The sequence below is a fragment of the Herbaspirillum huttiense genome (assembly GCF_004367745.1).
Lineage (GTDB): Bacteria > Pseudomonadota > Gammaproteobacteria > Burkholderiales > Burkholderiaceae_D > Herbaspirillum > Herbaspirillum huttiense.
This window is the reverse complement of record NZ_CP037993.1, coordinates 2,723,768-2,747,081: the sequence shown is the minus strand read 5'-3', so window position 1 is coordinate 2,747,081 and position 23,314 is coordinate 2,723,768. Positions and strand designations below refer to the sequence as shown.

The following is a 23,314-nucleotide window of genomic DNA, read 5'->3' as shown; positions in this document are numbered from 1 at the left end:
TGCATCATCAACAGCAAGCCTCAGGGCACGACCGGCGCACCATCAGCGTTCACGCAGCCAGCGCACGTAGCCATCCCCCAGCCGCTGCACCACCGACACCAGCAAAATCAGCACCGCAATGACGATCACCATCACCTGCGTATCGAATCGCTGATAGCCATAGCGGATTGCCAGATCCCCCAGCCCGCCCGCGCCCACGGCACCGGCCATGGCCGAAGAGCTGATGAGGGCCACCAGCGTGATCGTGAATCCCCCCACGATGCCGGGCAGAGCCTCGGGCAGATAGACATGCCGCACGATGTCCCATTTCTTGCAGCCCAGTGCCTGCGCTGCTTCGACCAGACCAGGATCAACCTCGCGCAAGCTCACCTCGACGATGCGCGCAAAGAAAGGCGTGGCGCTGATGGCCAGCGGCACGATGGCGGCCCAGACGCCGATGGTGGTGCCCGCCACCAGGCGCGTGAGCGGAATCAGCGCCACCAGCAGAACGATGAAGGGCGTGGCGCGAAAACCATTGATGATGCTGCCCAATACCCGGTGCACGCGCGGGGAGGCCAGGAAGCCGCCCGGCGCCGCCACGATCAGCAGCACCGCCAGCGGAATGCCCGCCACCAGCGCCAGTGCGCCCGAGATGCCTACCATCTGCAGCGTATCGACCAGCGCATTGCCGTAGCGCTCGATGGGAATGGAAAGACTAAGTTCGAGTGACATATCCCAACTCCTTGATGTGATGCGCAATCGCCGTGGGTCCCTGCGTCAGGGCCTGCCAGTCTGGTGATCCCGTGACGTCGGCCAAGGCGATGTAGAGCTGACCGTGGGTATGTCCCTGGATGCGCTCCACGCTGGCCTGCAGCAAGCGCGTCTTGCCGCCCAGCGCCTGCGCCACGCGCAACAGATCAGGCTCCAGGCCATCCCCGCCACGGTATTGCAATTGCAGAATGCGCTCATGCAGCCCGGACGGCGGCACGGTCTGCAGCTGGTCCAGCAGTTCCGGCGGCAGGCCTTGCTGCAGTGGCGCCAACAAAGCTTGCGTGGCTGGATGGGCGGGATTACCGAACACCTGCCACACCGGCCCCAGTTCGGCGATGCGTCCCTGTTCCAGCACCAGCACCTGGTCGGCGATCTCGCGGATGACGCTCATTTCATGCGTGATCAGGATCACCGTGATGCCCAGCTTGCGGTTGATGTCGCGCAGCAGTTGCAGGATGGCGTGAGTGGTTTCCGGGTCCAGCGCCGAGGTGGCCTCGTCGCAGAGCAGGATCTCGGGCCCGCTGGCCAGGGCGCGGGCGATGCCCACACGCTGCTTCTGGCCACCGGAGAGGCGGCGCGGATAGGTATCGACCTTGTCCTCGAGGCCGACCAGGGCCAGCAGTTCGCGCACCCTGCCCTCTACCTGCTTGCGCGGTAAGCCGGCCACACGCAGGGGCAAGGCGATATTGTCAAAGACGGTCTTGGCCGAGAGCAGGTTGAAATGCTGGAAGATCATGCCGATGCGCCGGCGCAATTGCACCAGTTGCGCATCGTCGAGGGTAGCGATATCCACCCCATCGACTTCGATGCGCCCGGTGCTGGGCGTCTCCAGCCGGTTGATGGTGCGCAGCAGGCTGGATTTGCCGGCCCCGCTGCGGCCAATGATGCCGAAGATGCTGCCGGGTGCAATCTCCAGTTCGATGTCCTGCAAGGCCTGCACCGGACCAGCCGATGATAGGTAGGTCTTGCCGACCTGGCGCAAGGCCACCCTGCCCTTGGGACGGCTGCCGGGCCAGGGGCCACCGGGGGCCGAAGCCTGAGCGGCAGCATCATGCTCCGCCTCGGGACGGCTGGGAGCGGTCAAGGATTGTCTGGCCGTGATCGAGAGTTCCATGCGGTTTCCTTCCGGTACGGGTGCGGCGGGTTCAGGGCTTCTTCCAGGCCAGCGTATAGAGACGCTTGTCGCTGTTGAAGGCGCGGTGGATGTCGGCCTTGACGGGGTTCCTTTGATTCCCCTGCACTCTACGACGGTAGCCACTCCTAGCATTCATGCGGGTTCCAGCGGTACTCATCGCAATATTTCCTTTTAAATCAGCCACTTGCTGTTTGCCATTTTCGCCGAGTATGATGGAAGTCATTTTTCTTTCCCCGAAGAATCAAAATGGACCACTGGCATGCTCCCTACCTCGGCTTGCGCCACATCCCGGCTGAACTCAACGAGTTTGAACTCAACACGTTCTTCACATTTTCCGTCAAAGAGCGCGGGCTGATCAACCAACGGCGCCGTGATCTATACCGACTGGCGCTGGCCCTACACCTCGGCTTCGTTCGTATGACTGGCCGCACGCTCGATGCCTATAAGCAGATCCCGAAGGCCCTTTGGACGCATCTTGGTGACCAACTAGGGATCGCGCCTCCGGAAATTGGCACCCTTCGCTCTCTGTACGACACCCGCCCGCGCACATTGATCGACCACCAACAGCTCGCTTATCAGACTCTCGGCTTTGGGGTCATGACCGAGCACCAGCGCCGCTATTTGGTGCGCTGGCTCAAGGAAACGTTAGTCGGACGGCCGGACACTTCAACGTTGCTGATGCAGGTCAAATGCTGGCTGTACGAGCATCGCATCCTGATTGCGCACGACCGTTTGCTTAAACGTGTGATCGCCGATGCGATTCGCAGCCATGAGGAGTTCCTGGAGACGACATTGCTGCAGTCGGTAGGTAACGCCACTATAAATGAATGGAGCCGGCATCTCCCCGCGCCAGAGGGCGAATACGGGAGTCTGCAACAATGGCTCTGGGCAGTGCCGCTGAAGCACTCGACAGTCCAGATGGCTGAATTGTTCGACAAGATCGACCGGCTCTATGTGCTGAAGGTAACCACAACTTGGCCTGCGGACGTGAACGAGACTCTGGTGCGGCATTACGCGCGCCGCTGCGCGAACCGCCCACCGTCGGTCAGCAAGCGCGTCCAGTCCCAGTCGCGTCGGCTGGAAGCCGCTTGTTTCATGCGCTATGCATTGTGCGCTGCCACAGACCAGTTGTTGGCTATGTTCCGGCGCTGGGCGATCGATGTGACCAGCGAGGCTGGCCGGCAGGTCGACAGCGGCCGCCCCGACCTCAAAAAGCAACTCTGCAGCTTTGCTGAAGCGATCAAGGCGCTGGCACAGGACAAGACTCTGCCGGCGGACGAGGCACTCACTCAGATTGCCGATCTGGCCGACCAGATGCTCACCCAGCATGCGCCGAGCCGGCGCAGCTTGATTCGCCTGCAGTTGATGACCAAGAGCGCCCAAGCACGCGCCATGCTGCACAAACTCGTCAAGCTGCCGTTCGAATCGGAAACGCAGCATCCCGTCATTGACGCGATTAACGTGCTACGCGATCTGTATGGTCTGAATGGCGGCAACGAACTGCCGCCGAGCATCAACCTCAAGCTCGGCCGCGTGTGGCAAGATATCATCTATGGGCAAGACCGTATTGAGGCGTTACGCGCATTCGAGTGGGCCACGATCTCCGCGCTACGTATGGCATTACGCAACGGTTCTGTGTATGTCGACCATAGCTTTTCCTTCCGCAGTAGGGCGACGCTACTCATTTCCGAGGCCGAATGGAAAGCCAAACGCCATCATTATTATGGCCATCTGGAACTGTCGCAGGACCCGAAGGTGTTTCTGGCCAAGGTCGTTGATCACCTCGACCAGGGGCTCGAACGTCTACGCGATGCCTACCTGCGCGGGGAGGTCCGGATCGAAGACGGCAGTATCCGTAACGAGGTGCTCAAGGCCGAGGACAAGGCGCCTCATCTGGACGCCTTGCGCCGGGCGATTTTCGAAGAGCGGCCCGTAGGGCAGCTGCCGAAAATTATCCTCGACATCGACAGCGAGGTGCGGTTTTCCTGGCTGTTACTCGGTCGTGAACCACGCTCGCGCAGCGAACTGCTGCTGGTCTACGCTGCCGTTCTGGCGCACGGCACGTCGCTATCGGCCGCTGACATTTCCCGCATGATCCCAGAACTGAAGGGATCGGCGATCCGTCAGATGATGAAGCTGGTCGCCGACGAGCGCAAGTTACGCGAAGCGGCGGATGCCATACTGGTCTACATGCACCGCCATCCGATTGCTGCACACTGGGGACGCGGAGATTTGGCATCGAGCGACATGATGAGCCTGGAGACGACGCGCACCGTCTGGCAGGCGCGCGCCGATCCGCGCCGCCGCACCGCCTCAATCGGTATTTACACCCATGTGCGGGACCACTGGGGCATCTTTTACGACATGCCGATTCTGCTCAAAGAGCGCCAGGTCGGCGCCGCCATCGAAGGCGTGGTACGGCAGGCAGGAACCGACGACGTCGCTCAGCTCGCTGTCGACACCCACGGCTATACCGATTTCGGCATTGCCGTGGCCAAGGGCTTGAAGTTTGACTTGTGTCCGGTCCTGCAACATATGCGTGACCGCTATCTGCATGTGCCGGTCGGCCACGAGGTACCGGGCGAAGTCCTCCCCGTGGTCGCCGGCGATGTGGACCTCGACGCGATTGAGGCGATTTACGACGAATTCGTGCGCGTGGTTGCGTCCATCCAAAGCGGTCGTTGCACGGCTGTGCAGGCCTTACAACGCTTCGGTTCCGCCGCTCGCGGCCAGGATGTCTACGATGGTGGCGTGCAGCTGGGGCGACTGCTGCGGTCAATTTTCCTGATCGACTATTTCACCAACCCTGTGTTCCGACGCGAACTACGGCACGCCTTGAACCGTGGTGAGGCTGTCCATGCTGTGCAGCGCGCCGTCCATACTGGCAAGATACCGACCGAACTGGCCAAGCGGCCGGAATCGCTGGCCGCCGTGTCATCGAGCCTGTCGCTCTTAACGAACGCCCTGATGGCGTGGAATACCCAGCACATGCAACACGCGGTCGAGCGAATAGAGGCCGTCGGTGGGGAAAGCCTGCCCCCGGAAGACCTGCGTCGCATTGCGCCTACCAATCTGGAAGGCATCAACCTGCGAGGCACGTTCGAATTCCCGCTGGCGGATTATGCGCAACGCATTCTGCCTAATAGCACAGCAGCTACTGTGGATGCTATCCGGAAACGGTCATAATAATGCTGTTTTCTACCGCAAAGGAACATGCGACGGACATGTCTCATTGGTTAGGGCAGCGCCGGCCTCGATGTGCAAGAACTCCCAGATAACGACATCGGCCCTGGGAAGTCGTTTAGAAACGAGTGTATGGATATGAAAATAAAACAGTTTTCGGTAGCATCTTGTTTTTCCACCTTTGTACTTCCTCATCTCCTTTTTATTAATGATTTGGAAACGAGAAACAAAACGGCGATGGTGTGCTGTCTCGCCTGGAATATCAGCTTGTTCCCCGACCCGGAGGAGCGTGAAAATCACATTAGCCGCGTCTGGGAGATCGGAGATGCCGACACACCAGAACAGGCTTTTCCAGGGCTAGAGCGTGAGTTTAAAGATGAGCTTCGCATGCTCGTGGTACAAAAGAATGATTTATTTCCTTGGACCAAGATCAATATTCCATCGGTACGCCTGGTGGCCTGCGATAAGTACGACATCTTGCAAGTAAAGACCGGAAATAGCGACGAGGAAGAGATCAAGGTCATTACCCATCCGGATCCGTTGGGGCTTCCTTTGATTATCGATCATCTACGGGATGTTCAAGAAAATACAGCCGAACAAATTATATTGTTGCAACGAGCTACGGGCATTTCTACGGCCCTCAGCGATGTTGAGAAGACCCAGTTGGCCACTTCTTATTGCGTGCAGCGAGCCGATATGATTGGATACCGCCGGATACTATCCGTATGGCGGGATGCACAACCTGGACCGAGTGTTAAACGTGTTATTGGCCACTGGCTGGGTGTCTTGGAAGAAATTGATTCGAATGCAAAATCCGTTTTGCATCTGTTGACCAGCATGCATCACTGAGCCATCTACCACTATGAATTCATCTGAAACGACAAGCGCAAATGACAAATCGCGACTGACATCCAATGTGGCACTGGTTACCGGCAAGTTATTCTGTGGGTATCATCAAGGATATGGAGACGCGCAGGTGGGCTCCTACCTGAACCGCAATGGTAGAAAAATGTGGATGTGTGCCGCTTGCATGAAACTGCGTGGCATTACCGCAAGATAAGAAAAAACTCATAATCCTCGCCTATTCGTTGCATTGTGTAGCGATACACGATACAATCCACCTCATGATTAAAAGCTTTCGACACAAAGGGCTGCACCGCTTCTTTGAAACGGGTAGCAAAGCTGGAATCCAGGCCGCACACGCGGCCAAATTGCGGCTTCAACTGGCAGCACTGGATCAAGCTGTACAGCCGGAAGATTTATCAGCCCCATCGTGGGGACTGCATCCTTTGAAAGGTGATCTAAAGGGACATTGGGCAATTACGGTCAATGGAAACTGGCGATTGATTTTCGCTTTTGAGGGTGCGGACGCGATCCTTGTGGATTATCTCGACTATCACTGAATTTTACGGAGGTTTTTATATGACTCGCATGCATAACCCGCCTCACCCCGGAGAGGTGTTGAGAGAATATCTGGGGGATGTCACCGTGACTGAGGCCGCCACTCGTCTTGGCGTTGGCCGGGTCACGCTTCAACGTGTCGTTACGGGCGCGGCCGGTATTTCGCCTGACATGGCGTACCGCCTTGGTTCTGCCTTCGGTACCAGCCCTGAATTGTGGGCAGGAATGCAGCTGCAATTCGACTTATACCAGGCCGGCAAGGTCAAGCGCCCAAAAATTGAACGCATCGCAGCATAGGCAGCTTGTATGCTCGCCGGATGACAGTTGATAAATGCGCGGTATTGGGCAATGTCGCACAATCAAGCCTCGTGAGGGGGAAATTAATGAACTACGACAATCTTCAAGAAGCAGCCAAGCAGTTGGCAGTCCCGTTGGAACGGTGGCTTGAAGCGAGTGGCAACGAGGTTATGCGAGAGGATATTGGAGCATTAAAACTTGCAAATTGGGACGCTAGGTGTAGCGACCTGCATTTGAAACAGGCCCGACCAGCATTCCAGCCGATTCTCGGCCAGGAATAACTGCAGCTGATGCCCCCTTCAAACCAGCATTAGCTGTAAATGAACCTGCATTTATCCGCGCCAACCAGCATTCCATCGCCGCGAACCAGAATTATCTGCAACTGACCAGGATGTTCAACACGGCCTTGGTATCGGCCTCGATTTCAGCCAGCACGCCCAGCCAATGACCTATGACCCGCTTGACGCTCGATGCCGGCTGGGTGTCGCGCCAAACCGTCAGGATGCGCTGGTAGCCGACCAGATCGGCCCGCTGGACGCAATACGCGATCGTCATTTGGGTTGCCTCGATGTCGGTAAATGCTCCGGGGGTACTGCGGGCCTGCTCCTGTAGGCCAACCTGGGCGGCCGTGTCGCTCTGGATGCGCCGCAGATGCTCGATGATGAGCGGCAATCCGGTTGGATTCGGCCAGGCAAGGATTTCGATTTCCTCGGTCGTGCCGGTGCCGGTGGCGATCCTCAATACATCGTGGACGCCCGCTCCGATCAAGTCTGCCGTCGGGATGTTCGTATGCGTCCACGGAAACAGCTCCTGTTTCTGTGCCACCAGCATGCGCAGGTCCTGCTTGAATCCCTGTTCCAATCCCGGAGGTGGTGCGTCCCGATTGTCGGCCTCGACCATTTTCCAAATTCGCTCGATGTGGTCCTCCTGCTCAGCTTCAGGAAACAGACTGATATTCCAGGCAAGACAGCAGCTCATGGCAGCCTTCTTTCGCGCCTCCTGTTCTTCAACGAAGAGGACGTGCGGCAGCATGAAGGACGAAAAGCAGGATGCGACTGTAAATTGTTTGAATTTCATGAGCAGAATTAGATGGGCAGGCCAGCGGCAAGCATCCGGTCGCGCAGCTCCGCTGTGCGCGCCGGTTCCAGTTTGTTGTTGAACAGCGCGCGGATTTCCGCTGGCTTGGCGTCGAACTGTTCGACCATATCCTTCAGTCTGTACCCGTGGCGGGTCAGGGTCGGCTCCAGATCGTCAAGCTGGCGCGACAGCACAGTTTCCACCAGCGCGGCCGTGACAGGCTTCTCGCCGGTCTGGTAGCCCGCTTCCAGCGACAAGGTCAGGTGCAGTTGGACTTGCAGCGGCGTGCGCAGCTTGGTGGACAGGATATCGATTGCCTCGCTGTTCAGGATCGATTCTGGATCAGTGTTCGGAGCCGCGCTGGCGCCAAGCAGCCACAGGATGTACTCGCGCTGGCTGCCGGCGACGCCATCGAGCGTGAAGATATCGGTCCGGTAGCCGATTTCTTCCATGGTCGGGCGGCGCAGGTCGTTGCGCAGCTTCGGATGGCCGGCCAGGATCACCGACAACCGGCCGCCTGCGTCCTCGACCACTTCCATCAGACGTTTGAGGCCGATGAGGGTGTGTCCGTTCAAGTCGTGCGCCTCGTCGACGAACAGTGCCACCGGCCGCTTCCCCTTTTTGACGATTTCCTGCAATTCGCGCTCGCGCTTTTCGCTCTGCTTGGGAATTTGCACCTGTTTGTCCTGCGTAAGGTCGTAGAAGAGCGTGGAGATCAAGGTGGCCAACTTGATGCTGTGCTTTTCCACGGACAGCGACTTAGCGACGGCAACGCGGTTCTCGTCTTTCAAAATCTGCTGAAGGCGGCGCAACGTGACTGTTTTGCCGCTGCCGACAACACCGCACAAGGCGATCAGCCGCCCCTCAAGGGTGGCCCCTTTGATGTCCTTGATCAGCTGCTTGTGGTGGTCAGTTTCGTAGTAGCCGGCCTGGCTCAGTGGTTGCGTCAGCCCGTAGTACTGCATCACTTCAACTCGCATGGTCCTCTCCAGTCTTCTTGTTTCGGAAATAATCTCGTATGCGCGCAAGCACCACGCTGCGCGTCAGCGTCTCGCTCAGTACCTGGTCGATGACGGCGCGATCTGCTGGCGACAGCTTGGCCAGCGGCTTGGCCAGCTCGCCCGCTATCGCCAGCTTGGCGGCGATGACGTTTGCAAAATGGAATTCGTGCGCCTCGGCGTCGAAGGGCTGGATTGGTAATTCGCCTGGTAGATTCAGCGGGGCCAAGTGCAGGTCCTTGCCGGCCAGCGCCTCGATGGGCAGCTTGAGCTGGTCGGCCAGGGTGCGTATACGGTCGGCGCGCGCGTCGGCCGCGCCGCGCTTGAAGGCGCGATAGCGGTTCAATGGAATCGGCCCGGCGACCGGGTAGTACGGGCCGGTGCGCACGCTTTCGTACTCCACGTACAGTTCGTTGTCGAACAGCCCCCACAGCAGCAACACATATTCACCGGCCATGTCCAGCTCGACTTCGTAGCTGGTACCCTCCACCGACACGCGCGCGTCCACGCCAACGCGGCGCCGCTCCGGCTCGCGGGCAAAGCGACAGTACTGCTCCCAGGCGCACATCTGCCGGATGCCGCCGCTCGGGAAATTGGCAAGCCAGTCCTCGATGCGCGAATGCTGCTCGGAGCGATGATCCTGGCGAATGTAACGCATCAGATAGCGCAACAGCCATTCGTTGGCCTGTTGCTCGGTCTCCGGCTTGTGGAAGTGGTACAGCGTCTCGTGGGCTTCCTTCACTGTGCGAAACGGCCGCTCGACCTTTCCCTTGGAGCGCGCTGTAACCCGCTCGCCGTCTTTGCCGGCCGGGATGTGTGTCATCCACTCGATACCAAGCGCGTGCATCACATTCTGGAATACGCGACTCTTGGCGACAGGGCCGTTGTCCAGGTAGATCATCAACGGCCGCCCCTGGAACGGATATTCGGGGTCCGCCTTCGCTGCCATCGCGTTGAACAGGAAGCGCAGCGCCGATTCGGCATCTTCGCCATAGACGCAGCGGTACTCCTGATAGGCCACACCGCTACGATCGTCCACGACGCTGTACAGCATCAGCGTCGGCTCGCCCTTTCCCGGTTCGATCCAGTCCGGCTTGTCGATCCGTTTGAGGTCGGACGGCGACATGTCGAACTGCCAGCAGTCGTTGCTGTGCTCGGCCTGGAAGCGCACGGCTGGCGGCTGCCGGCGCAGGCGCGGCTGGTCGAGGTGCCAAAGTGTGAGGTACTGGTTGACCGTGCTGCGCGTCAGCACCCCTTGCGGTGCGCGCACAAGTCCCTGTACCGTCTCGACGCCATATTCCTCCAGCAGCTCGATGGAGCGCTTCGTGGACAGGTGGCGGCCCTGCTTGTTGGTCGTGCGTAGCTTGAGGGCAGCGACCAGCTCGCAGTAGCGCTCCAGTTCCGATTTCGGCAGGACGCGCGGCTTGCCGTGATCGGTGCGGTGGACTACGCGCGGCTTCAGAAAGTCCTTCAGGGCGCGATACACCGACGTGGTGGACATGCCGTACAGCTCGGACATGGCGCGCACTTGGGCGGCACGCTCCGGACTTTTGTGAGGCAGACGGTCGAGCCGCTGCCGCAATTGCAGCAGCGATTCGGCCGGGATCTGCTTACGCCACCCGGCAGCCATCGCTCTCAGCCTTGTCTAGGTAGTTGTAGAGCGTGGATTTGGAAATCCCCATCATCTTGCAGATTTCCTCAACAGTGTGGTTGCGCTCCCGGTGCAATTTCACGGCGAGCGCGAGCTTGACAGGATCAAGGCGCCTCGGCCGACCGCCCATGCGGCCGCGCGCGCGCGCCGCGACCAGTCCGGCCTGCGTCCGTTCGCGGATCAGGTTGCGCTCGAACTCGGCCAGTGCGCCGAACAGGTGAAAGACCAGCTTGCCGCCGCTCGACGTGGTGTCGATGTTTTCTTGCAGGCTGCGCAGCCCGACCTTGGCTGATTCGAGCCGCTCGACCAGCTCGATCAGGTTCTTGAGCGACCGGCCCAGCCGATCCAACCGCCAGATGACTACGGTGTCGCCGGCGCGTAGCATGCTCATTAAGGTAACCAGCCCGGTGCGGTCCGCTCTGGCTCCGCTCACCATGTCCTCGAAGACACGCTCGCAACCGACCGCCTGCAACGCATCGCGCTGCAAGTCCAAGTTCTGGTCGTCGGTCGATACACGGGCGTAGCCGATCAGCATGGCGACTTGTCCAATAAATCACGAAAATTCAGTATAGCTGGACTTTGAATATTGGAAAGGGATTGTGGATTGTCGCTGTGCTTGAGCAAGCTGCCGCTTGTCGGCCGCGCTGTCGTTTTCAGAAGACGGCTGCACTGAACGTCAGAAGCCGACTGCACTATAGCAGCGGAGGGGTTGGATCCATCAGGCAACGACGGGCTGCTGCCGGCCAAGAGCGACCAACTGATGTGAGAACCCGAGCGGCAGTTTGAGGCTGAGAGCTGCCCCTCGTGCTGCGCGCTTGGATCGGCGGCTATCGACCGATAGCAGGCGTCTATATTTGGCATAGATAGCACAACTTATTTCCCTCACAGGCACCCGCGACCATGTCTCAAAAATGACATCAACGAGTCATCAGGGTGTCATATCACGACATTACCATCGCTGCAATTCAGATTCGTAATCAGGTCATCATTTTTGATTACGATTTCAAATCTACCGGAGGTGTCATGATCGAACTACAGAATGTCTCAGTCAGTTATGGTGATGCGATTGCACTGTATCCCACCACTCTCAAACTCCATCAGGGACAGTTCACCGTATTGCTCGGATCTTCCGGCGCTGGAAAATCCACGCTACTTCGCTGTATTAATTCGCTGCATGCGTCGCAGCGCGGCACCACCATTGTCGCCGGCTTAGGAAATTTGGCGAACTCGCGTGCATTGCGCATGCATCGCCGACAGACTGGCATGGTGTTTCAACAGCATCAATTGATTGGCCGACTGACGGCTTTGCAAAACGTTTCGATGGGCCGAATGGGCTACCACACGGCATTACGCAGTCTATTCCCCCTCCCGGCGAAGGATCAATCCATATGCCTGCAAAGTCTGGACCGAGTCGGCTTATTGCACAAAGCCTTAAGCCGTGTCGACGCATTGAGCGGCGGCCAGCAGCAACGCATCGGTATTGCCCGGGCTCTGGCTCAGCAACCTAAACTGGTGTTGGCTGATGAACCGGTAGCCAGCCTCGATCCTGCTACTGCAGAGCGAGTGCTAAGTCTGCTGCACCGCATTTGTAAAGAGGACGGGATTTCGGCGGTCGTCAGCCTGCATCAGGTAGACCTCGCTCAACGTTATGCCGACCGTATTATTGGCCTGTCCCATGGCCGAGTCATTTTTGATGCCGCCCCGCAGACTTTGGATCAAGCCAGTTACGACACGCTGTATGAACAAGTACCCCGTTCTTCTTTGAGCGTTCCACAAGACGCTCGAGAGGAACGGCTTATCGATACTTCATTTCCCATGCAACTTGCTACCGTAAAGGATTGATTATGAAAAAACTCGCATCCGCATTATTGTCTGTCTTGCTTGCCGCCGTCTGCAGCATTGGCCATGCATCATCCAATCCCGATCCAGAAACGCTCAAAGTTGCGCTGCTGCCGGACGAAAACGCATCGACCGTAATTAAAAACAACAAGCCGCTCGAAATCTATCTGGAAAAAGAGCTGGGAAAGAAAATTGAGCTGGTGGTTACCACTGATTACTCGTCAATGATCGAAGCCATGCGTCACGGCCGTATCGACATGGCATATTTTGGCCCCTTGTCGTATGTGCTGGCTAAGCAAAAGAGCGACATCGAGCCATTCGCAGCGATGAAGCAAAAGGGTAGCACTACCTACCAGTCCGTATTGATCGCCAATACTGGCGCCGGCATCGCCAAAATCAGTGATATCGTCAACAAGAATGTCGCTTACGGTGATAAGGCATCCACCTCCAGCCATTTGATTCCGAAGTCGATATTGGCGGAAAACGGTTTGAAAGCCGGCGAAAACTATCGCGAACACTTTGCCGGTTCGCATGACGCGGTGGCCATGGCCGTGCAAAACGGTCACGCGCAGGCTGGCGGCTTGAGTAAGCCGATTTTTGAATCCCTGGTTCAGCGCGGACTGGTCGATCCCAACAAAGTAAAAGTTCTTGCCGAATCGAAGCCATATCCGCAATACCCGTGGACCATGCGCAGCAATCTGAAGCCGGAACTGAAGGAAAAGATCCGTGCAGCCTTCTTGAATCTCAAAGATCCGGAAGTCCTGAAACCTTTCAAAGCCGATGGTTTCGGCCCGATCAGCGACAAAGACTATGACGTGGTGCGCAGCCTTGGCACACTGCTCAAGCTCGATCTGTCGAAGTTCTAAGTGAGCGACAGCATGCAAGCTGATTTTGGTTTGATTCTGGCCGAGCGCCAGCGCGTATGGAACCGCACGATACTGCAGTTTGCCGTTGTGCTGGCGATTGTGATCGGTTGCTGGTATTACGTCGGCCTATTTGATGCCGAGCGATTGAAGGATGGCATGCCAAGCCTGGTAAAAATTGCCGGCGAGATGTTCCCACCGAACTTCTCGCAGGCTGGCACCTGGGTCAAACCGGTACTGGATACCTTGGCCATGAGTATCGCCGGTACGGCAATCGCGGTATTGCTATCCATTCCCTTAGGAGTGCTCGCCGCGCGGAATACTAGCCCTCATCCACTCGTGTATCAAGCCACACGCGGCCTGTTAAACGCTTTGCGATCGATACCCGAACTGATCATGGGCATCCTGTTCGTGGCAGCCGTTGGCTTCGGCGCATTGCCGGGTGTTTTAGCCCTAGGCTTACATTCGGTTGGCATGATCGCCAAATTTTTTTCGGAATCGATCGAACATGCCGATCCGGCACCGGTAGAAGCCGCGCATGCAGCGGGCTGCACGCCATTGCAGGTGATTTTTCATGGGATCTTTCCCCAAGTGCTTCCGCAAATGGCCGATACCGCGATCTATCGATGGGAATACAACTTCCGTGCTTCGACCGTGATGGGCATGGTCGGCGCCGGTGGAATCGGGTTCGAGCTGATGGGCTCTCTGCGCATCATGCAATACCAGGATGTCTCGGCTATTTTGCTGGTTATTTTAGGCATGGTTACCCTCGTCGACGCCTTCAGCTCCTTCCTGCGTCGCAAGTTCAAATAACTCCCAAAGCTTACAAAGGTTTTTATGAAGCCCAAAGTCGTCCTCACCCACTGGGTGCACCCGGAAATCATCGAATTGTTGTCCGCTAGCGCCGATGTTATCCCCAACACCACACGGGAAACCTTGCCGCGTTCTGAGGTAATTGCGCGAGCCAAAGATGCGGATGCACTCATGGCTTTCATGCCGGACAGCATCGACAGCGCGTTTCTCGAGGAATGTCCAAAGCTGCGTGTCATCGGCGCCGCGCTTAAAGGCTATGATAACTTCGATGTCAACGCCTGCACACGCCACGGTGTATGGCTTACGATTGTGCCGGATTTGCTTACGATCCCGACCGCTGAACTGACTATCGGCCTTCTTCTCGGTTTGACAAGGCATATGCTGGAAGGCGATAGGCAAATCCGTAGCGGACACTTCCAAGGCTGGCGGCCGACACTATATGGCTCTGGTTTGACAGGAAAAACGCTTGGCATCATTGGTATGGGGGCGGTCGGCCGTGCAATCGCCCAGCGCTTGGCTGGCTTTGAAATGAATCTCTTGTATTGCGATCCGATTCCGCTCAATGCCGAACAAGAAAAGGCTTGGCACGTACAGCGCGTCACGCTCGATGAACTGCTCGAAAAATGTGATTATGTCGTGCCGATGGTTCCGATGGCCGCAGAGACACTGCATCTGATCGATGCCACCGCGTTGGCCAAGATGAAAACCGGTAGCTACCTGATCAATGCATGTCGCGGCTCGGTCGTGGATGAGAATGCGGTGATAGCAGCACTGGCGTCTGGAAAACTAGCTGGATATGCAGCCGATGTCTTCGAGATGGAAGAATGGATACGCGCTGATCGCCCGCAGGCTATCCCCAAGGCGCTGCTCGACAATACGGCACAAACGTTTTTTACGCCGCATTTGGGATCGGCGGTCAAGGAAGTTCGGCTTGAAATCGAGCGGCAGGCAGCGATGAACATCATCCAGGCACTCGCTGGTGAAAAACCGATGGGCGCGATTAATCAGCCGTATCCGGGAGTAAAGGCGGCGTGATAGATCTGGAGCGTGTGGCGACGTTCATTGCCGTCGTCAAATGCGGGGGCTTTCGCGAAGCGGCGAAGCAAACTGGATTGTCCCAGCCAACAGTAACGCAGCATATCAAGCGGCTGGAGCAGTCTTTGCAGGCCCGGCTGATTGACCGCGCAACAATGCCGCAAAGCCTGACATTGGAGGGAAAGATTTTTTTCCCCTATGCGGAACAATTGCTCCGTACTAGCCATAAGGCTACGGCAGCCCTCCACAATAAAAGCCTGGTCGTTGGTGCAAGCTCCAATATCGGCATTTATCTTTTACAACCCTATATCAAGGCGCTCCAAGATAAATTAGCAAACAAGATCGATGTGAGGATCGGCAAAAATATCGAGATTGCCGCTTTGCTGGAAACGCTTGAAGTGGATGTAGCGGTAATGGAGTGGTGGGACTCACGTCCTGGGTTCGTCTCAACAGTATGGCGGCGCGAGAGGATGGTTGTCATTGTTCGCCCCGGCCATCCTTGGGCTGCCGAGTCGACCATTCCACTTAAGTGGTTAAAATCCCAGATCTTGCTTGGAGGCGAAGCGGCTACCGGAACTGGGCGCCTACTACAACAATATGCCGGTGCCGACTCGGCAGAGTTCACAGTGGGTATGCAGTTAGGTAGCACCGAGGCGGTCAAACACGCGGTCCACGCAGGGCTAGGAATCTCGCTTGTGATGGAAAGCGCGGTCAAGCATGAACAGGCAAGCGGATGGTTACATGCAATTCCGATTGAAGAAGATGTTTACAAAGATCTTTATCTCGTACATCGCTCAGAAACTTCGTTAAGCGGTCCGGTGGCAAGCCTTGCAGATTTGATTCTCCATTCTCCGGATTTAGGCTCAATAGAATATAAATAGCAAAACGAATGTCTGCTTCTGGCCGAGAGCTGACCTTCTCTGCGCGCATCTCACTGACCGCAACCGCTGCACTGCCGGCGCTGGGCCAGAAATTCTGAGCGGCTCTTGAGGGTCGACACCGGTAATCGGATCGTTGCCGCACTGAACAGCGCCCCGTTCCAGGTCGCCTCCATTTATGCGGCTGAACCGAGGGAGAGCAGCTTTACGCCGTCTGGCCGCAGTTCGCCCTTGGGCGACACGTGCCGGTAGAGCGTCTGCCGGGTAATCCCGAGTTCTTCGCAGAGATCGCCCACCTTGGTTTCCGGTTGCCCCATGCTGGCCATCGCCAGGCGTAGCTTGGCGGCGGTCATCTTGAAGGGGCGCCCCCCTTTCCTGCCGCGAGCGCGCGCCGAGATAAGTCCAGCGACTGTTCGCTCGGAAATCAACTCACGCTCGAACTCGGCCAGCGCGGCAAAAATACCGAACACAAGCTTGCCGGCGGCAGTCGTCGTGTCGACCGCCGCACCGTGACCGGTCAGGACCTTCAGGCCCACGCTACGCGCAGTTAGGTCGTGCACGGTGTTGATCAGGTGGCGCAGATCACGGCCAAGCCGATCGAGCTTCCACACGATCAGCGTGTCCCCTTCACGAAGCGCCTTCAGGCAAGCAGCCAACCCTGGGCGATCATCGCGCCTGCCCGAGGCCAGATCCTCGTAAAGGTGCGCAAGGCTCACACCAGCGGCGATGAGCGCATCGCGTTGCAAATTGGTGGACTGGGATCCGTCCGCCTTCGATACCCGCATGTAGCCGATCAGCACCTTTTCACCCGTCACGTATACGTTCGATTATGTGACAGTGTGCGCCGGAAAGCTCAGGCCGTTAAAATTTGTCACTTAACCCGTCATTCTGTCTAAGGCATGCAAAGGGTCCATCAGGCTCATAATGTGACAGGAATTCCGGCGGGATGCCTTCCTTCACGAAGGTGGCTCGCAACCGTTCCAGGGAAGCTGGGTCGCGCCGACCATAGGAAGCCAACGCGAACAGCGAGCGTGCCGTCTCGGGGTTGTGCCGCGCTTCAATGATGGCTTCATCGATGGCCTGGACTGCACGTTGCCAGTGATTGACGGGTTCGGGCTTCGGCGCTTTCGCCGGCAGGCCACTGGTGAACTCGGTTTGGGGCTCGGACCAGAATAGCTTTGCATGCTCGCCAGGCGGGCTTATATCCCTCACTTCGATCAAGCTGATTGCCGTTGCCGCAGCCTCCAGCATCTGCAACCCTACTGCTAGGATCAGGGTTTCATACGGTCGCCACAGACTTTGCCCAGCACGCAGCGGATACCCACAGCGTTCCCAGATCAGGCGGAGATACCCCGCGTAGGTTCCGCACGCCGAAAGCGGGGTGTTCAGCTCATCAAGCAGCGTGCGTAGCAGCCGAAACCACAATCCGGCGTGGATGCGTCGGCGCGGCAGCTCAACATGGCCGGTCGTCAGTGCCTGCCAGGTACGCCGGTCCATCGTCGCAATCGCGTCGCTGGCCGTGCGTGGGTCGGCGTCGGCGTTTTCCCAGCCGAGAAACCGCCCAGGCACGCCCCAATACGATTCCAGCCAGCACCCATGCAGCGGGCAGCTCAGCATCAGGGGCAGCTTCCACGCAAGTAATACGGCTTGGTTTGCCGGATCGTTCAGGCAGAGTGGACAGGCGCGATGTAATGGCTGGCTGGGCAGCCAGGCGCGCCAGCTCGTGATAGATCGCGTCCTACGGCGGAGTTTCGGCAGCAACACCGAGAGCTGGAACGTATAGGTTTCTAAAGCGTCAGGAATCTGATCATCAAGGCTGTCCAGTAACCAAGGCACCCAGCCGGCGAAACTCATGCAACGCAGCCGATCCAGCTCGATGCCGCTCCGCCGGGAGAGCATTGTCAGCAGCGACTGTGGTGGCGCGGTATCCATGTCATCAGCCTGGCCGTGACCAAGATCGTGCTCCAGCAGCTCGGACACTTCCATGTGATAGCAAAGGGCCACGCGGTTGAGCCACGAAGACAAGGCTTCGCCTTCTCTGGGAGCCGGATGCAGCGGCCAGCGCGGCGCTGGCGTCACATCAGTTCCCGCTCGAACTGTCGTCGCCGCTCGCTTGGGCCGGTGTAGTCGGCCAGCCGATACCTATCACGAGCGGCATCGCCCAGATAAGCCGCTCGGCAAAAAAGACGGCGAGCGTCAGCGCCAAAGCGCTGGGGTGCTCCGGTGCGTTAAGCCAGAGAAACAATGTTTGGTTGAGTGATTCCATAGGGTCTCCGGGCTGGATCGCCTCACACGTGGGCGATCCAGCCATGCTGTCGGGAATTCAGTCACGCTTGTCGTGGTCGTCATCGTGATCCGCCTTGTCCTCGGCGGACGAGATGACCGTGCCCTTGTTGGCATCGACCCGGACATCGAAGACCTTGGCCCCGCTGACGACTTCGACGTCATAGACCCAGCCTTGCTTCGAGTTCTCGTACTCGGCGCGTGACGCCTTGCCATTGGCGTGCTGCTCGGCAACGGTGACCGCCTGAGTGAGCGGAATCTTGGCCTTGGCGATAGCCATTGCGTCGTTTCCCATACCGCCATTGGCGGCGTAGGCGACCGCGCCGGTTGTAGCGATGGCGACGGCTAGAAGGGAAAGTCTGGTGTAGCGGTACATGATGCTTCTCCAAAAGAGTGCAGGGATTTGCACAGTGGAGAAGGTACGCAGGCGGACTTAGCTCTCACTGAGCCGGGCCATCGTCCTTTGGGATGTCGGGCAACGGCTTAGCGTGCTTTATTTTCCGTTTTCTGAACCGACCCCCCATAGAACACAGCTTGCATCCAGCTAAGGCCGCCAAAATGCATGTAGGCCCAACCCAGCGCCACGACCATGAAGAACGACGGCAGAACGAAGGCGAGTCCGGCGATGGTGGCACCCCAGATGCGGTAGTGGACGTAGCCCAGGTAAATTTCCAGTTGGGCCGCTAGCGGCCCCGGTGCCAATTGCGCTAAGGCGAGCCCTTCCTTGTAGTCGGCATCGCTGATCCACTTGCGCTCTTCGACCAGGTCGCGGTGCATGTAGCCGACCAAGGCCACCGGGCCGCCAAATCCTAGGGTGCCCAGGCGCAGCATGTAGAGCGCCATTTGCCAGAGGGTGTACGGTATTTTTTCTGCGATGGCACTCATGGCGTTTCCTTGTTGCAATGAGCGTAGAGAGAATCGAGGATGGAACCGACTTCCGCCAAAAACGCATCATCGTCGGCCAAACGGGCACGCGCACCGGTCAGGATCGCTTCGAACCCGGCCGCTTCCGCCGGCGCCTCGCCACCGGCATCGAGCGCATGCACCAGGGCGGCCAGTTTGGCCATGCCTGGCGTCGAGGGGAGTTGGAAGCTGGCGACCAGCACTTCAAACGTCACCTTGTTACCAACGTGGGTGAACGTGGCGTCGTTAAAATCGAAGCCCAAGGCATCCACAGGGCAATTGGCAGGACTGTCCAGCCACAAAAAGGCCGCCTTGGAATCGATGAAGCGCTGGATCAGCCACGCGCTAGCCACCCGATCCACCCATAAATGGCGTCGCGTCGCCCAGGTACGCCTTTGGTAATCCTGAATTTGCAAGTAGGGAATGTCCCGTTCTTGCGGCTGCGGCTCGCCAGGCGACAAGATCGCATCGGCCTTCTCGGCGAAATCGGCCCAGGCAGCATTGGCGGCCAGGGCCGCTTCATTGGGGAAAAAATCGATGCGCTCGATCGCTTCACGTTCCTTGGCCAGCTTCTTGAGCGTCTTGGCGATATCCGCCGTGGCTTGCGACATCAGCGACTTCTTGGCCTCCACCACCATTTCCAGAAATTCGCCATATTCCTTGGCACGATCAAACCGTGCCAGGAAGGCCTGTTCATCGTCTGCGTTCCGGGGAACCACCTTCACTAGCCAGGCTTCGCCGCCTTCGGCATTGGTTTGGTCGACCAGTTCGGCCAAGGTGTCGGCATGCCCGGGGCGTTCGGGAAGGAGATAGGCGCCGTCGCGCAACGGGACGCACCCCAGGGCCTTGATGGCCCGCCAAAGGCGCATGCGGGCGGTGGCGCCGGTGGTGGGAAGGCTGGCAATGAGGAGGTGCCAGTGTGTCGATGTAGTATTCATGTATAAAACTCTACACCATGTAACGAAAATTACAAAGTTAACTTTAAGGGCATTGCTATCGTGCTGATTAGCAATCGTGATATCCTATCCCCCCCGATAGGATAAATATGCGATGAGCACCCACGCCTCCCATTCCGACATCATCAAACGCCTGAAGCGGGCCGAAGGCCATCTGCGCAGCATTATTGCCATGATGGAAACAGGACGCAGTTGCCTGGATGTCGCCCAGCAGTTGCAGGCCGTCGAAAGCGCTGTCGGCAATGCCAAGCGCACTCTGATCCACGACCACATCAGCCATTGCCTGGATCACGCCATGCAGTCAGACGGCCAGGACGCCGCCGAGGCGGTACGCGAATTCAAAGAAATCACCAAATACCTCTGAGGCACCTCCATGATCGATATCGCAGGCCTGCTCCAGCAAGGCGCCGGCAACATCTGGCTGTTCATCCCCAGCGCTATTCTCCTGGGCGCGCTGCACGGCCTGGAACCAGGGCACTCCAAAACCATGATGGCTGCTTTCATTGTGGCCATTCGCGGCACCGTCTCGCAGGCGGTGCTGTTGGGCATCTCTGCCACGCTGTCGCATACGGCCGTGGTGTGGCTGGTCGCCTTAGCCGGCATGTACTTCGGCAGTCAGTGGAGCGCGGAATCGTCGGAGCCTTACTTCCAGGTCGCCTCCGGCGTACTGATCATCGGCGTGGCGCTTTGGATGGCGTACCGAACTTGGCAGCAGGCACGTGAAGAGGTGCATGGCCATCATCACGACGAGACCAAGTGGATCAATACCGGCCATGGCATGCTGCGTGTCGATATCTTCGAAGAGAATGTGCCGCCGCGCTTCCGGTTATCGACCGAGCACGGCATGCATCGCTGGCCAGCCGCTGGCGTCGAGATTCACACAACTCGCCCAGATGGCACCGAACAGACCTTCAAGTTTGTCGACAAGGGAGCATTTCTGGAGTCGATCGATGAGATTCCCGAGCCGCATGAGTTCAAAGCACAAGTGTTTCTGTCGCACGGCGGTCACTTCCACATTTATGACGTCCAATATGAAGAGCATCACCACCACGATCATGGCGATGATGGACTGGACGTATCGGATGGGACGTACCAGGATGCTCACGAGCAAGCCCACGCGAACGACATCAAGCGGCGGTTCGCTAATAGGGACATCAGCACCGGCCAGATCGTCATGTTCGGCCTGACCGGCGGCCTGATCCCGTGTCCGGCGGCTATTACCGTGCTGCTGCTGTGCCTACAGCTGAAGAAGGTTTCCTTGGGCGCAGGCCTGGTGCTGTGCTTCAGTATCGGTCTGGCGCTGACCATGGTGGCCTCGGGTATCGTGGCAGCCCTGAGCATCCGTCATGTCAGCAAGCGCTGGTCGGGTTTCGGTACATTTGCCCGCAAGGCGCCTTACTTCTCCAGCGCAGTCATTATTATGGTGGGCTTGTATGTGTTCTATCACGGCTGGATTGCACTGCCGGCTTAAAGAAGGAAATACCATGTTTTCCGTATTTCGAAACCGCAGTTACCGCCACTTATTCTTGGCGCAAGTGATTGCGCTGGTGGGTACGGGACTTGCCACAGTTGCGTTGGGCTTGTTGGCTTTTGACCTCGCAGGAGATAAAGCCGGCACGGTACTCGGGACTGCATTGGCGATCAAGATGATCGCCTACATTGGCGTGGCGCCGATCGCGTCCGCGTTTTCCGAACGCCTGCCGCGACGCACTACCTTGGTGACCCTTGATCTCATTCGCGCCGCTGTGGCCATTTCGCTGCCATTCGTTACACAGATTTGGCAGATATACATCCTGATCTTTGTGCTCCAGTCGGCATCGGCTGCCTTCACTCCGACTTTCCAGGCCACCATTCCTGATGTGTTGCCGGAGGAGGACGAATACACCAAGGCCTTGTCACTGTCGCGCCTGGCCTATGACTTGGAAAGTGTCGTCAGTCCGATGCTAGCGGCTGCACTAGTGAGCGTGATCAGTTTTCACATGTTGTTTGCGGGAACTTCAATCGGATTCATCGGATCCGCTTTGCTAGTGGTCTCCGTCGTGTTGCCAAAAGCAAAGCTATCACCACCCCGCGGCATCTACGATCGCACGACCAAGGGCCTCCGGACTTACCTGGCTACGCCCCGATTGCGTGGCCTTCTGGCACTCAATCTAGCTGTTGCTGCGGCGAGCGCGATGGTGATTGTCAACACCGTGGTGTACGTCCAGGCCAGGTTCGGGTTGACGCAGACGCAAACTGCTTGGGCTCTCGCCGCTTTTGGTGGAGGCTCGATGGCGGCCGCTTTTATCTTGCCGGGCCTCCTAAAAAGCATTTCTGATCGTACTGCGATGTTATCCGGTGCTTCGGTACTGATAATCGGCCTATTCGCGGGTAGTACAGTAGACTCGTATCATTGGATGCTAGTACTGTGGGGGTTGCTGGGTATCGGTTACTCCTTGACGCAGACACCGTCCGGGCGACTGTTACGTCGATCCTCGTCAGCGGAAGATCGGCCGTCTCTGTTTGCCGCGCAATTCGCACTGTCGCACGCTTGCTGGCTAGTTACTTATCCGGTTGCGGGCTGGCTCGGAGCGCGTATCGGCTTGTCGCTAACATTTGTCGTCCTTGGTTTGATTGCCCTAGTGGCTGTAATTGCCGCTGCAAAACTATGGCCCGCTGTTGATCCTGAGCAAATAGAGCACGAGCATGCAGATTTAGATGAAGAGCATGTGCATCTCGCTGGGGGCGGAAAGCGTCATTGCCACCATTACGTCATCGATGACTATCATCGTGACTGGCCTCATCCATGACATGGCTCAAGATAATCGCTTATATCACCATTGTGCTGGTGCTATGCTTCAGCCTGTATTTTTTGTTGCAATACATCCTAATGGATTAAATTAAGGATGTTTTCTACCCCTGATAACGGTTGAGAACTAGCAGGCCTTAACGGATAATTTGAAATATTCAGCACTTAAAATGTGCTTTATCCAATTTTATGAAAAGAACCATCTGCCGACGTGTTGCTTTACTAATGCTCGCGATTTTTATTGCGAACATTGGCATTGCGCACTTGCGCACGCAATGGCTTCATCATGATCTGGATCACACCCTGAATGGGAAACTTGTTTCCTTGATGGATCAGCATGCCGACGAAGATGATCATGGCATTCTCACCGGCGCAGAACATCAATTGCTGCATGCTGCGGATCACGGGCAGCCCCTTCCTGCCTCCATGTCTGCGACACTGCAGGTATGGGCGTTAGCTACCAT

26 protein-coding genes and 1 pseudogene are annotated in these 23,314 nt (G+C 57.6%); 13 read left to right on the top strand and 14 right to left on the bottom strand.

Annotation, left to right across the window (positions count from 1 at the left end):
• Positions 1-42: 42 nt before the first annotated feature.
• Genes E2K99_RS12445 through E2K99_RS25510 form a run of 3 tightly spaced genes read right to left on the bottom strand, consistent with a single transcriptional unit; the run spans position 43 to position 2,042 of the window.
• On the bottom strand, positions 43-711 hold the full coding sequence (locus E2K99_RS12445; protein ID WP_134222398.1) for a methionine ABC transporter permease: 669 nt from the start codon (positions 709-711) through the stop codon (positions 43-45).
• Positions 695-1,864, bottom strand: a complete 1,170-nt coding sequence (locus E2K99_RS12440) for a methionine ABC transporter ATP-binding protein (protein ID WP_134222397.1) — start codon at positions 1,862-1,864, stop codon at positions 695-697. The genes E2K99_RS12445 and E2K99_RS12440 overlap by 17 nt, the downstream gene beginning before the upstream one ends.
• 31 nt (positions 1,865-1,895) lie before the next feature.
• Positions 1,896-2,042: a hypothetical protein gene (locus E2K99_RS25510; RefSeq protein ID WP_166675062.1), complete on the bottom strand. Its 147-nt coding sequence runs from the start codon at positions 2,040-2,042 to the stop codon at positions 1,896-1,898.
• Positions 2,043-2,131: 89 nt separating this feature from the next.
• Between E2K99_RS25510 and E2K99_RS12435 the strand changes: the two genes are divergently transcribed.
• From E2K99_RS12435 to E2K99_RS12415, 5 genes are all read left to right on the top strand, one after another.
• Positions 2,132-5,071 (top strand): Tn3 family transposase, encoded by a 2,940-nt coding sequence (locus E2K99_RS12435; RefSeq protein ID WP_034302318.1) that lies wholly within the window; start codon positions 2,132-2,134, stop codon positions 5,069-5,071.
• Positions 5,072-5,200: 129 nt separating this feature from the next.
• Positions 5,201-5,917: a hypothetical protein gene (locus tag E2K99_RS12430; RefSeq protein ID WP_240733899.1), complete on the top strand. Its 717-nt coding sequence runs from the start codon at positions 5,201-5,203 to the stop codon at positions 5,915-5,917.
• Positions 5,918-6,192: 275 nt separating this feature from the next.
• A complete protein-coding gene (locus E2K99_RS12425) occupies positions 6,193-6,471 on the top strand; it encodes a type II toxin-antitoxin system RelE/ParE family toxin (protein WP_034302356.1) in 279 nt (92 codons plus the stop codon).
• 19 nt (positions 6,472-6,490) lie between these two features.
• The gene (locus E2K99_RS12420) at positions 6,491-6,766 is read left to right on the top strand and encodes a HigA family addiction module antitoxin (RefSeq protein WP_034302315.1); all 276 of its coding nucleotides are present in this window, start codon (positions 6,491-6,493) and stop codon (positions 6,764-6,766) included.
• 86 nt (positions 6,767-6,852) lie between these two features.
• Entirely contained in the window at positions 6,853-7,047 is a 195-nt protein-coding gene (locus tag E2K99_RS12415; RefSeq protein WP_134222396.1) for a hypothetical protein, read from the top strand.
• Positions 7,048-7,138: 91 nt separating this feature from the next.
• Here the strand turns inward: E2K99_RS12415 and E2K99_RS12410 are convergent, their stop codons facing one another.
• The 4 genes from E2K99_RS12410 to E2K99_RS12395 are packed head-to-tail and all read right to left on the bottom strand — an operon-like array spanning position 7,139 to position 11,027.
• Complete coding sequence (locus E2K99_RS12410; protein ID WP_134222395.1) at positions 7,139-7,843, bottom strand: hypothetical protein; 705 nt, start codon at positions 7,841-7,843, stop codon at positions 7,139-7,141.
• An 8-nt stretch (positions 7,844-7,851) separates the two neighbouring features.
• Positions 7,852-8,823 carry an ExeA family protein gene (locus E2K99_RS12405; RefSeq protein WP_134222394.1) on the bottom strand — a complete coding sequence of 324 codons (972 nt, stop codon included), beginning with the start codon at positions 8,821-8,823 and terminating at the stop codon, positions 7,852-7,854.
• Positions 8,813-10,447, bottom strand: a complete 1,635-nt coding sequence (locus E2K99_RS12400) for a DDE-type integrase/transposase/recombinase (protein WP_134224091.1) — start codon at positions 10,445-10,447, stop codon at positions 8,813-8,815. Before E2K99_RS12400 ends, E2K99_RS12405 begins: the two co-directional genes overlap by 11 nt.
• 4 nt (positions 10,448-10,451) lie before the next feature.
• Positions 10,452-11,027, bottom strand: a complete 576-nt coding sequence (locus E2K99_RS12395) for a recombinase family protein (protein ID WP_134222393.1) — start codon at positions 11,025-11,027, stop codon at positions 10,452-10,454.
• Positions 11,028-11,515: 488 nt separating this feature from the next.
• Between E2K99_RS12395 and phnC the strand changes: the two genes are divergently transcribed.
• From phnC to E2K99_RS12365, 5 genes are read left to right on the top strand one after another with little or no spacing between them, the layout of a single operon-like run.
• Positions 11,516-12,334, top strand: a complete 819-nt coding sequence (gene phnC, locus E2K99_RS12385; RefSeq protein ID WP_020200553.1) for a phosphonate ABC transporter ATP-binding protein — start codon at positions 11,516-11,518, stop codon at positions 12,332-12,334.
• A 2-nt stretch (positions 12,335-12,336) separates the two neighbouring features.
• The gene (phnD, locus tag E2K99_RS12380) at positions 12,337-13,197 is read left to right on the top strand and encodes a phosphate/phosphite/phosphonate ABC transporter substrate-binding protein (RefSeq protein WP_088757440.1); all 861 of its coding nucleotides are present in this window, start codon (positions 12,337-12,339) and stop codon (positions 13,195-13,197) included.
• A gap of 12 nt (positions 13,198-13,209) precedes the next feature.
• Complete coding sequence (phnE, locus tag E2K99_RS12375) at positions 13,210-14,007, top strand: phosphonate ABC transporter, permease protein PhnE (protein WP_009238668.1); 798 nt, start codon at positions 13,210-13,212, stop codon at positions 14,005-14,007.
• Between the two features lie 24 nt (positions 14,008-14,031).
• A complete protein-coding gene (locus tag E2K99_RS12370) occupies positions 14,032-15,042 on the top strand; it encodes a phosphonate dehydrogenase (protein ID WP_009238667.1) in 1,011 nt (336 codons plus the stop codon).
• The gene (locus E2K99_RS12365) at positions 15,039-15,923 is read left to right on the top strand and encodes a LysR family transcriptional regulator (RefSeq protein WP_080324167.1); all 885 of its coding nucleotides are present in this window, start codon (positions 15,039-15,041) and stop codon (positions 15,921-15,923) included. Before E2K99_RS12370 ends, E2K99_RS12365 begins: the two co-directional genes overlap by 4 nt.
• Positions 15,924-16,096: 173 nt before the next feature.
• On the opposite strand, the gene E2K99_RS12360 is transcribed toward E2K99_RS12365, so the two are convergent.
• The 6 genes and pseudogenes from E2K99_RS12360 to E2K99_RS12335 all read right to left on the bottom strand — a co-directional run bounded on the left by E2K99_RS12360 (position 16,097) and on the right by E2K99_RS12335 (position 20,044).
• Positions 16,097-16,705: a recombinase family protein gene (locus E2K99_RS12360; RefSeq protein WP_152960984.1), complete on the bottom strand. Its 609-nt coding sequence runs from the start codon at positions 16,703-16,705 to the stop codon at positions 16,097-16,099.
• A gap of 76 nt (positions 16,706-16,781) precedes the next feature.
• Positions 16,782-17,999 (bottom strand): TniQ family protein, encoded by a 1,218-nt coding sequence (locus E2K99_RS12355; protein ID WP_050470032.1) that lies wholly within the window; start codon positions 17,997-17,999, stop codon positions 16,782-16,784.
• Between the two features lies 1 nt (position 18,000).
• Entirely contained in the window at positions 18,001-18,186 is a 186-nt protein-coding gene (locus E2K99_RS12350) for a phosphatase PAP2 family protein (protein WP_050470034.1), read from the bottom strand.
• 57 nt (positions 18,187-18,243) lie between these two features.
• Positions 18,244-18,579, bottom strand: coding sequence for a PepSY domain-containing protein (locus E2K99_RS12345; RefSeq protein ID WP_050470036.1), 336 nt, complete (start codon positions 18,577-18,579; stop codon positions 18,244-18,246).
• 143 nt (positions 18,580-18,722) lie between these two features.
• Positions 18,723-19,088: pseudogene (locus tag E2K99_RS12340) on the bottom strand (chromate transporter); the annotation flags it as partial.
• Positions 19,085-20,044 (bottom strand): chromate resistance protein ChrB domain-containing protein, encoded by a 960-nt coding sequence (locus E2K99_RS12335; RefSeq protein ID WP_050470039.1) that lies wholly within the window; start codon positions 20,042-20,044, stop codon positions 19,085-19,087. The pseudogene E2K99_RS12340 and the gene E2K99_RS12335, both read right to left, overlap by 4 nt.
• A gap of 112 nt (positions 20,045-20,156) precedes the next feature.
• Here E2K99_RS12335 and E2K99_RS12330 point away from each other — a divergent pair, with 112 nt between their 5' ends.
• The 3 genes from E2K99_RS12330 to E2K99_RS12320 are packed head-to-tail and all read left to right on the top strand — an operon-like array spanning position 20,157 to position 22,851.
• Complete coding sequence (locus E2K99_RS12330) at positions 20,157-20,426, top strand: metal-sensing transcriptional repressor (protein ID WP_050470040.1); 270 nt, start codon at positions 20,157-20,159, stop codon at positions 20,424-20,426.
• A gap of 9 nt (positions 20,427-20,435) precedes the next feature.
• A complete protein-coding gene (locus tag E2K99_RS12325; RefSeq protein WP_050470042.1) occupies positions 20,436-21,533 on the top strand; it encodes a nickel/cobalt efflux transporter in 1,098 nt (365 codons plus the stop codon).
• 13 nt (positions 21,534-21,546) lie between these two features.
• The gene (locus tag E2K99_RS12320; RefSeq protein ID WP_050470046.1) at positions 21,547-22,851 is read left to right on the top strand and encodes an MFS transporter; all 1,305 of its coding nucleotides are present in this window, start codon (positions 21,547-21,549) and stop codon (positions 22,849-22,851) included.
• A gap of 221 nt (positions 22,852-23,072) precedes the next feature.
• Here the strand turns inward: E2K99_RS12320 and E2K99_RS12315 are convergent, their stop codons facing one another.
• Positions 23,073-23,255, bottom strand: a complete 183-nt coding sequence (locus E2K99_RS12315) for a hypothetical protein (RefSeq protein ID WP_050470049.1) — start codon at positions 23,253-23,255, stop codon at positions 23,073-23,075.
• Positions 23,256-23,314 lie beyond the last annotated feature (59 nt).

Bases quoted from the DNA above. Each gene is read 5' to 3' on its own strand.
- E2K99_RS12435 (WP_034302318.1), top strand. From the start codon at position 2,132: ATGGACCACTGGCATGCTCCCTACCTCGGCTTGCGCCACATCCCGGCT.
- E2K99_RS12345 (WP_050470036.1), bottom strand. From the start codon at position 18,579: ATGTACCGCTACACCAGACTTTCCCTTCTAGCCGTCGCCATCGCTACA.
- E2K99_RS25510 (WP_166675062.1), bottom strand. From the start codon at position 2,042: ATGAGTACCGCTGGAACCCGCATGAATGCTAGGAGTGGCTACCGTCGT.
- E2K99_RS12445 (WP_134222398.1), bottom strand. From the start codon at position 711: ATGTCACTCGAACTTAGTCTTTCCATTCCCATCGAGCGCTACGGCAAT.
- E2K99_RS12350 (WP_050470034.1), bottom strand. From the start codon at position 18,186: ATGGAATCACTCAACCAAACATTGTTTCTCTGGCTTAACGCACCGGAG.
- E2K99_RS12325 (WP_050470042.1), top strand. From the start codon at position 20,436: ATGATCGATATCGCAGGCCTGCTCCAGCAAGGCGCCGGCAACATCTGG.
- E2K99_RS12415 (WP_134222396.1), top strand. From the start codon at position 6,853: ATGAACTACGACAATCTTCAAGAAGCAGCCAAGCAGTTGGCAGTCCCG.
- E2K99_RS12360 (WP_152960984.1), bottom strand. From the start codon at position 16,705: ATGCGGGTATCGAAGGCGGACGGATCCCAGTCCACCAATTTGCAACGC.
- phnC (WP_020200553.1), top strand. From the start codon at position 11,516: ATGATCGAACTACAGAATGTCTCAGTCAGTTATGGTGATGCGATTGCA.
- E2K99_RS12440 (WP_134222397.1), bottom strand. From the start codon at position 1,864: ATGGAACTCTCGATCACGGCCAGACAATCCTTGACCGCTCCCAGCCGT.
- E2K99_RS12405 (WP_134222394.1), bottom strand. From the start codon at position 8,823: ATGCGAGTTGAAGTGATGCAGTACTACGGGCTGACGCAACCACTGAGC.
- E2K99_RS12420 (WP_034302315.1), top strand. From the start codon at position 6,491: ATGACTCGCATGCATAACCCGCCTCACCCCGGAGAGGTGTTGAGAGAA.
- E2K99_RS12330 (WP_050470040.1), top strand. From the start codon at position 20,157: ATGAGCACCCACGCCTCCCATTCCGACATCATCAAACGCCTGAAGCGG.
- phnD (WP_088757440.1), top strand. From the start codon at position 12,337: ATGAAAAAACTCGCATCCGCATTATTGTCTGTCTTGCTTGCCGCCGTC.
- E2K99_RS12410 (WP_134222395.1), bottom strand. From the start codon at position 7,843: ATGAAATTCAAACAATTTACAGTCGCATCCTGCTTTTCGTCCTTCATG.
- E2K99_RS12335 (WP_050470039.1), bottom strand. From the start codon at position 20,044: ATGAATACTACATCGACACACTGGCACCTCCTCATTGCCAGCCTTCCC.
- E2K99_RS12395 (WP_134222393.1), bottom strand. From the start codon at position 11,027: ATGCTGATCGGCTACGCCCGTGTATCGACCGACGACCAGAACTTGGAC.
- phnE (WP_009238668.1), top strand. From the start codon at position 13,210: ATGCAAGCTGATTTTGGTTTGATTCTGGCCGAGCGCCAGCGCGTATGG.
- E2K99_RS12370 (WP_009238667.1), top strand. From the start codon at position 14,032: ATGAAGCCCAAAGTCGTCCTCACCCACTGGGTGCACCCGGAAATCATC.
- E2K99_RS12425 (WP_034302356.1), top strand. From the start codon at position 6,193: ATGATTAAAAGCTTTCGACACAAAGGGCTGCACCGCTTCTTTGAAACG.
- E2K99_RS12320 (WP_050470046.1), top strand. From the start codon at position 21,547: ATGTTTTCCGTATTTCGAAACCGCAGTTACCGCCACTTATTCTTGGCG.
- E2K99_RS12430 (WP_240733899.1), top strand. From the start codon at position 5,201: ATGGATATGAAAATAAAACAGTTTTCGGTAGCATCTTGTTTTTCCACC.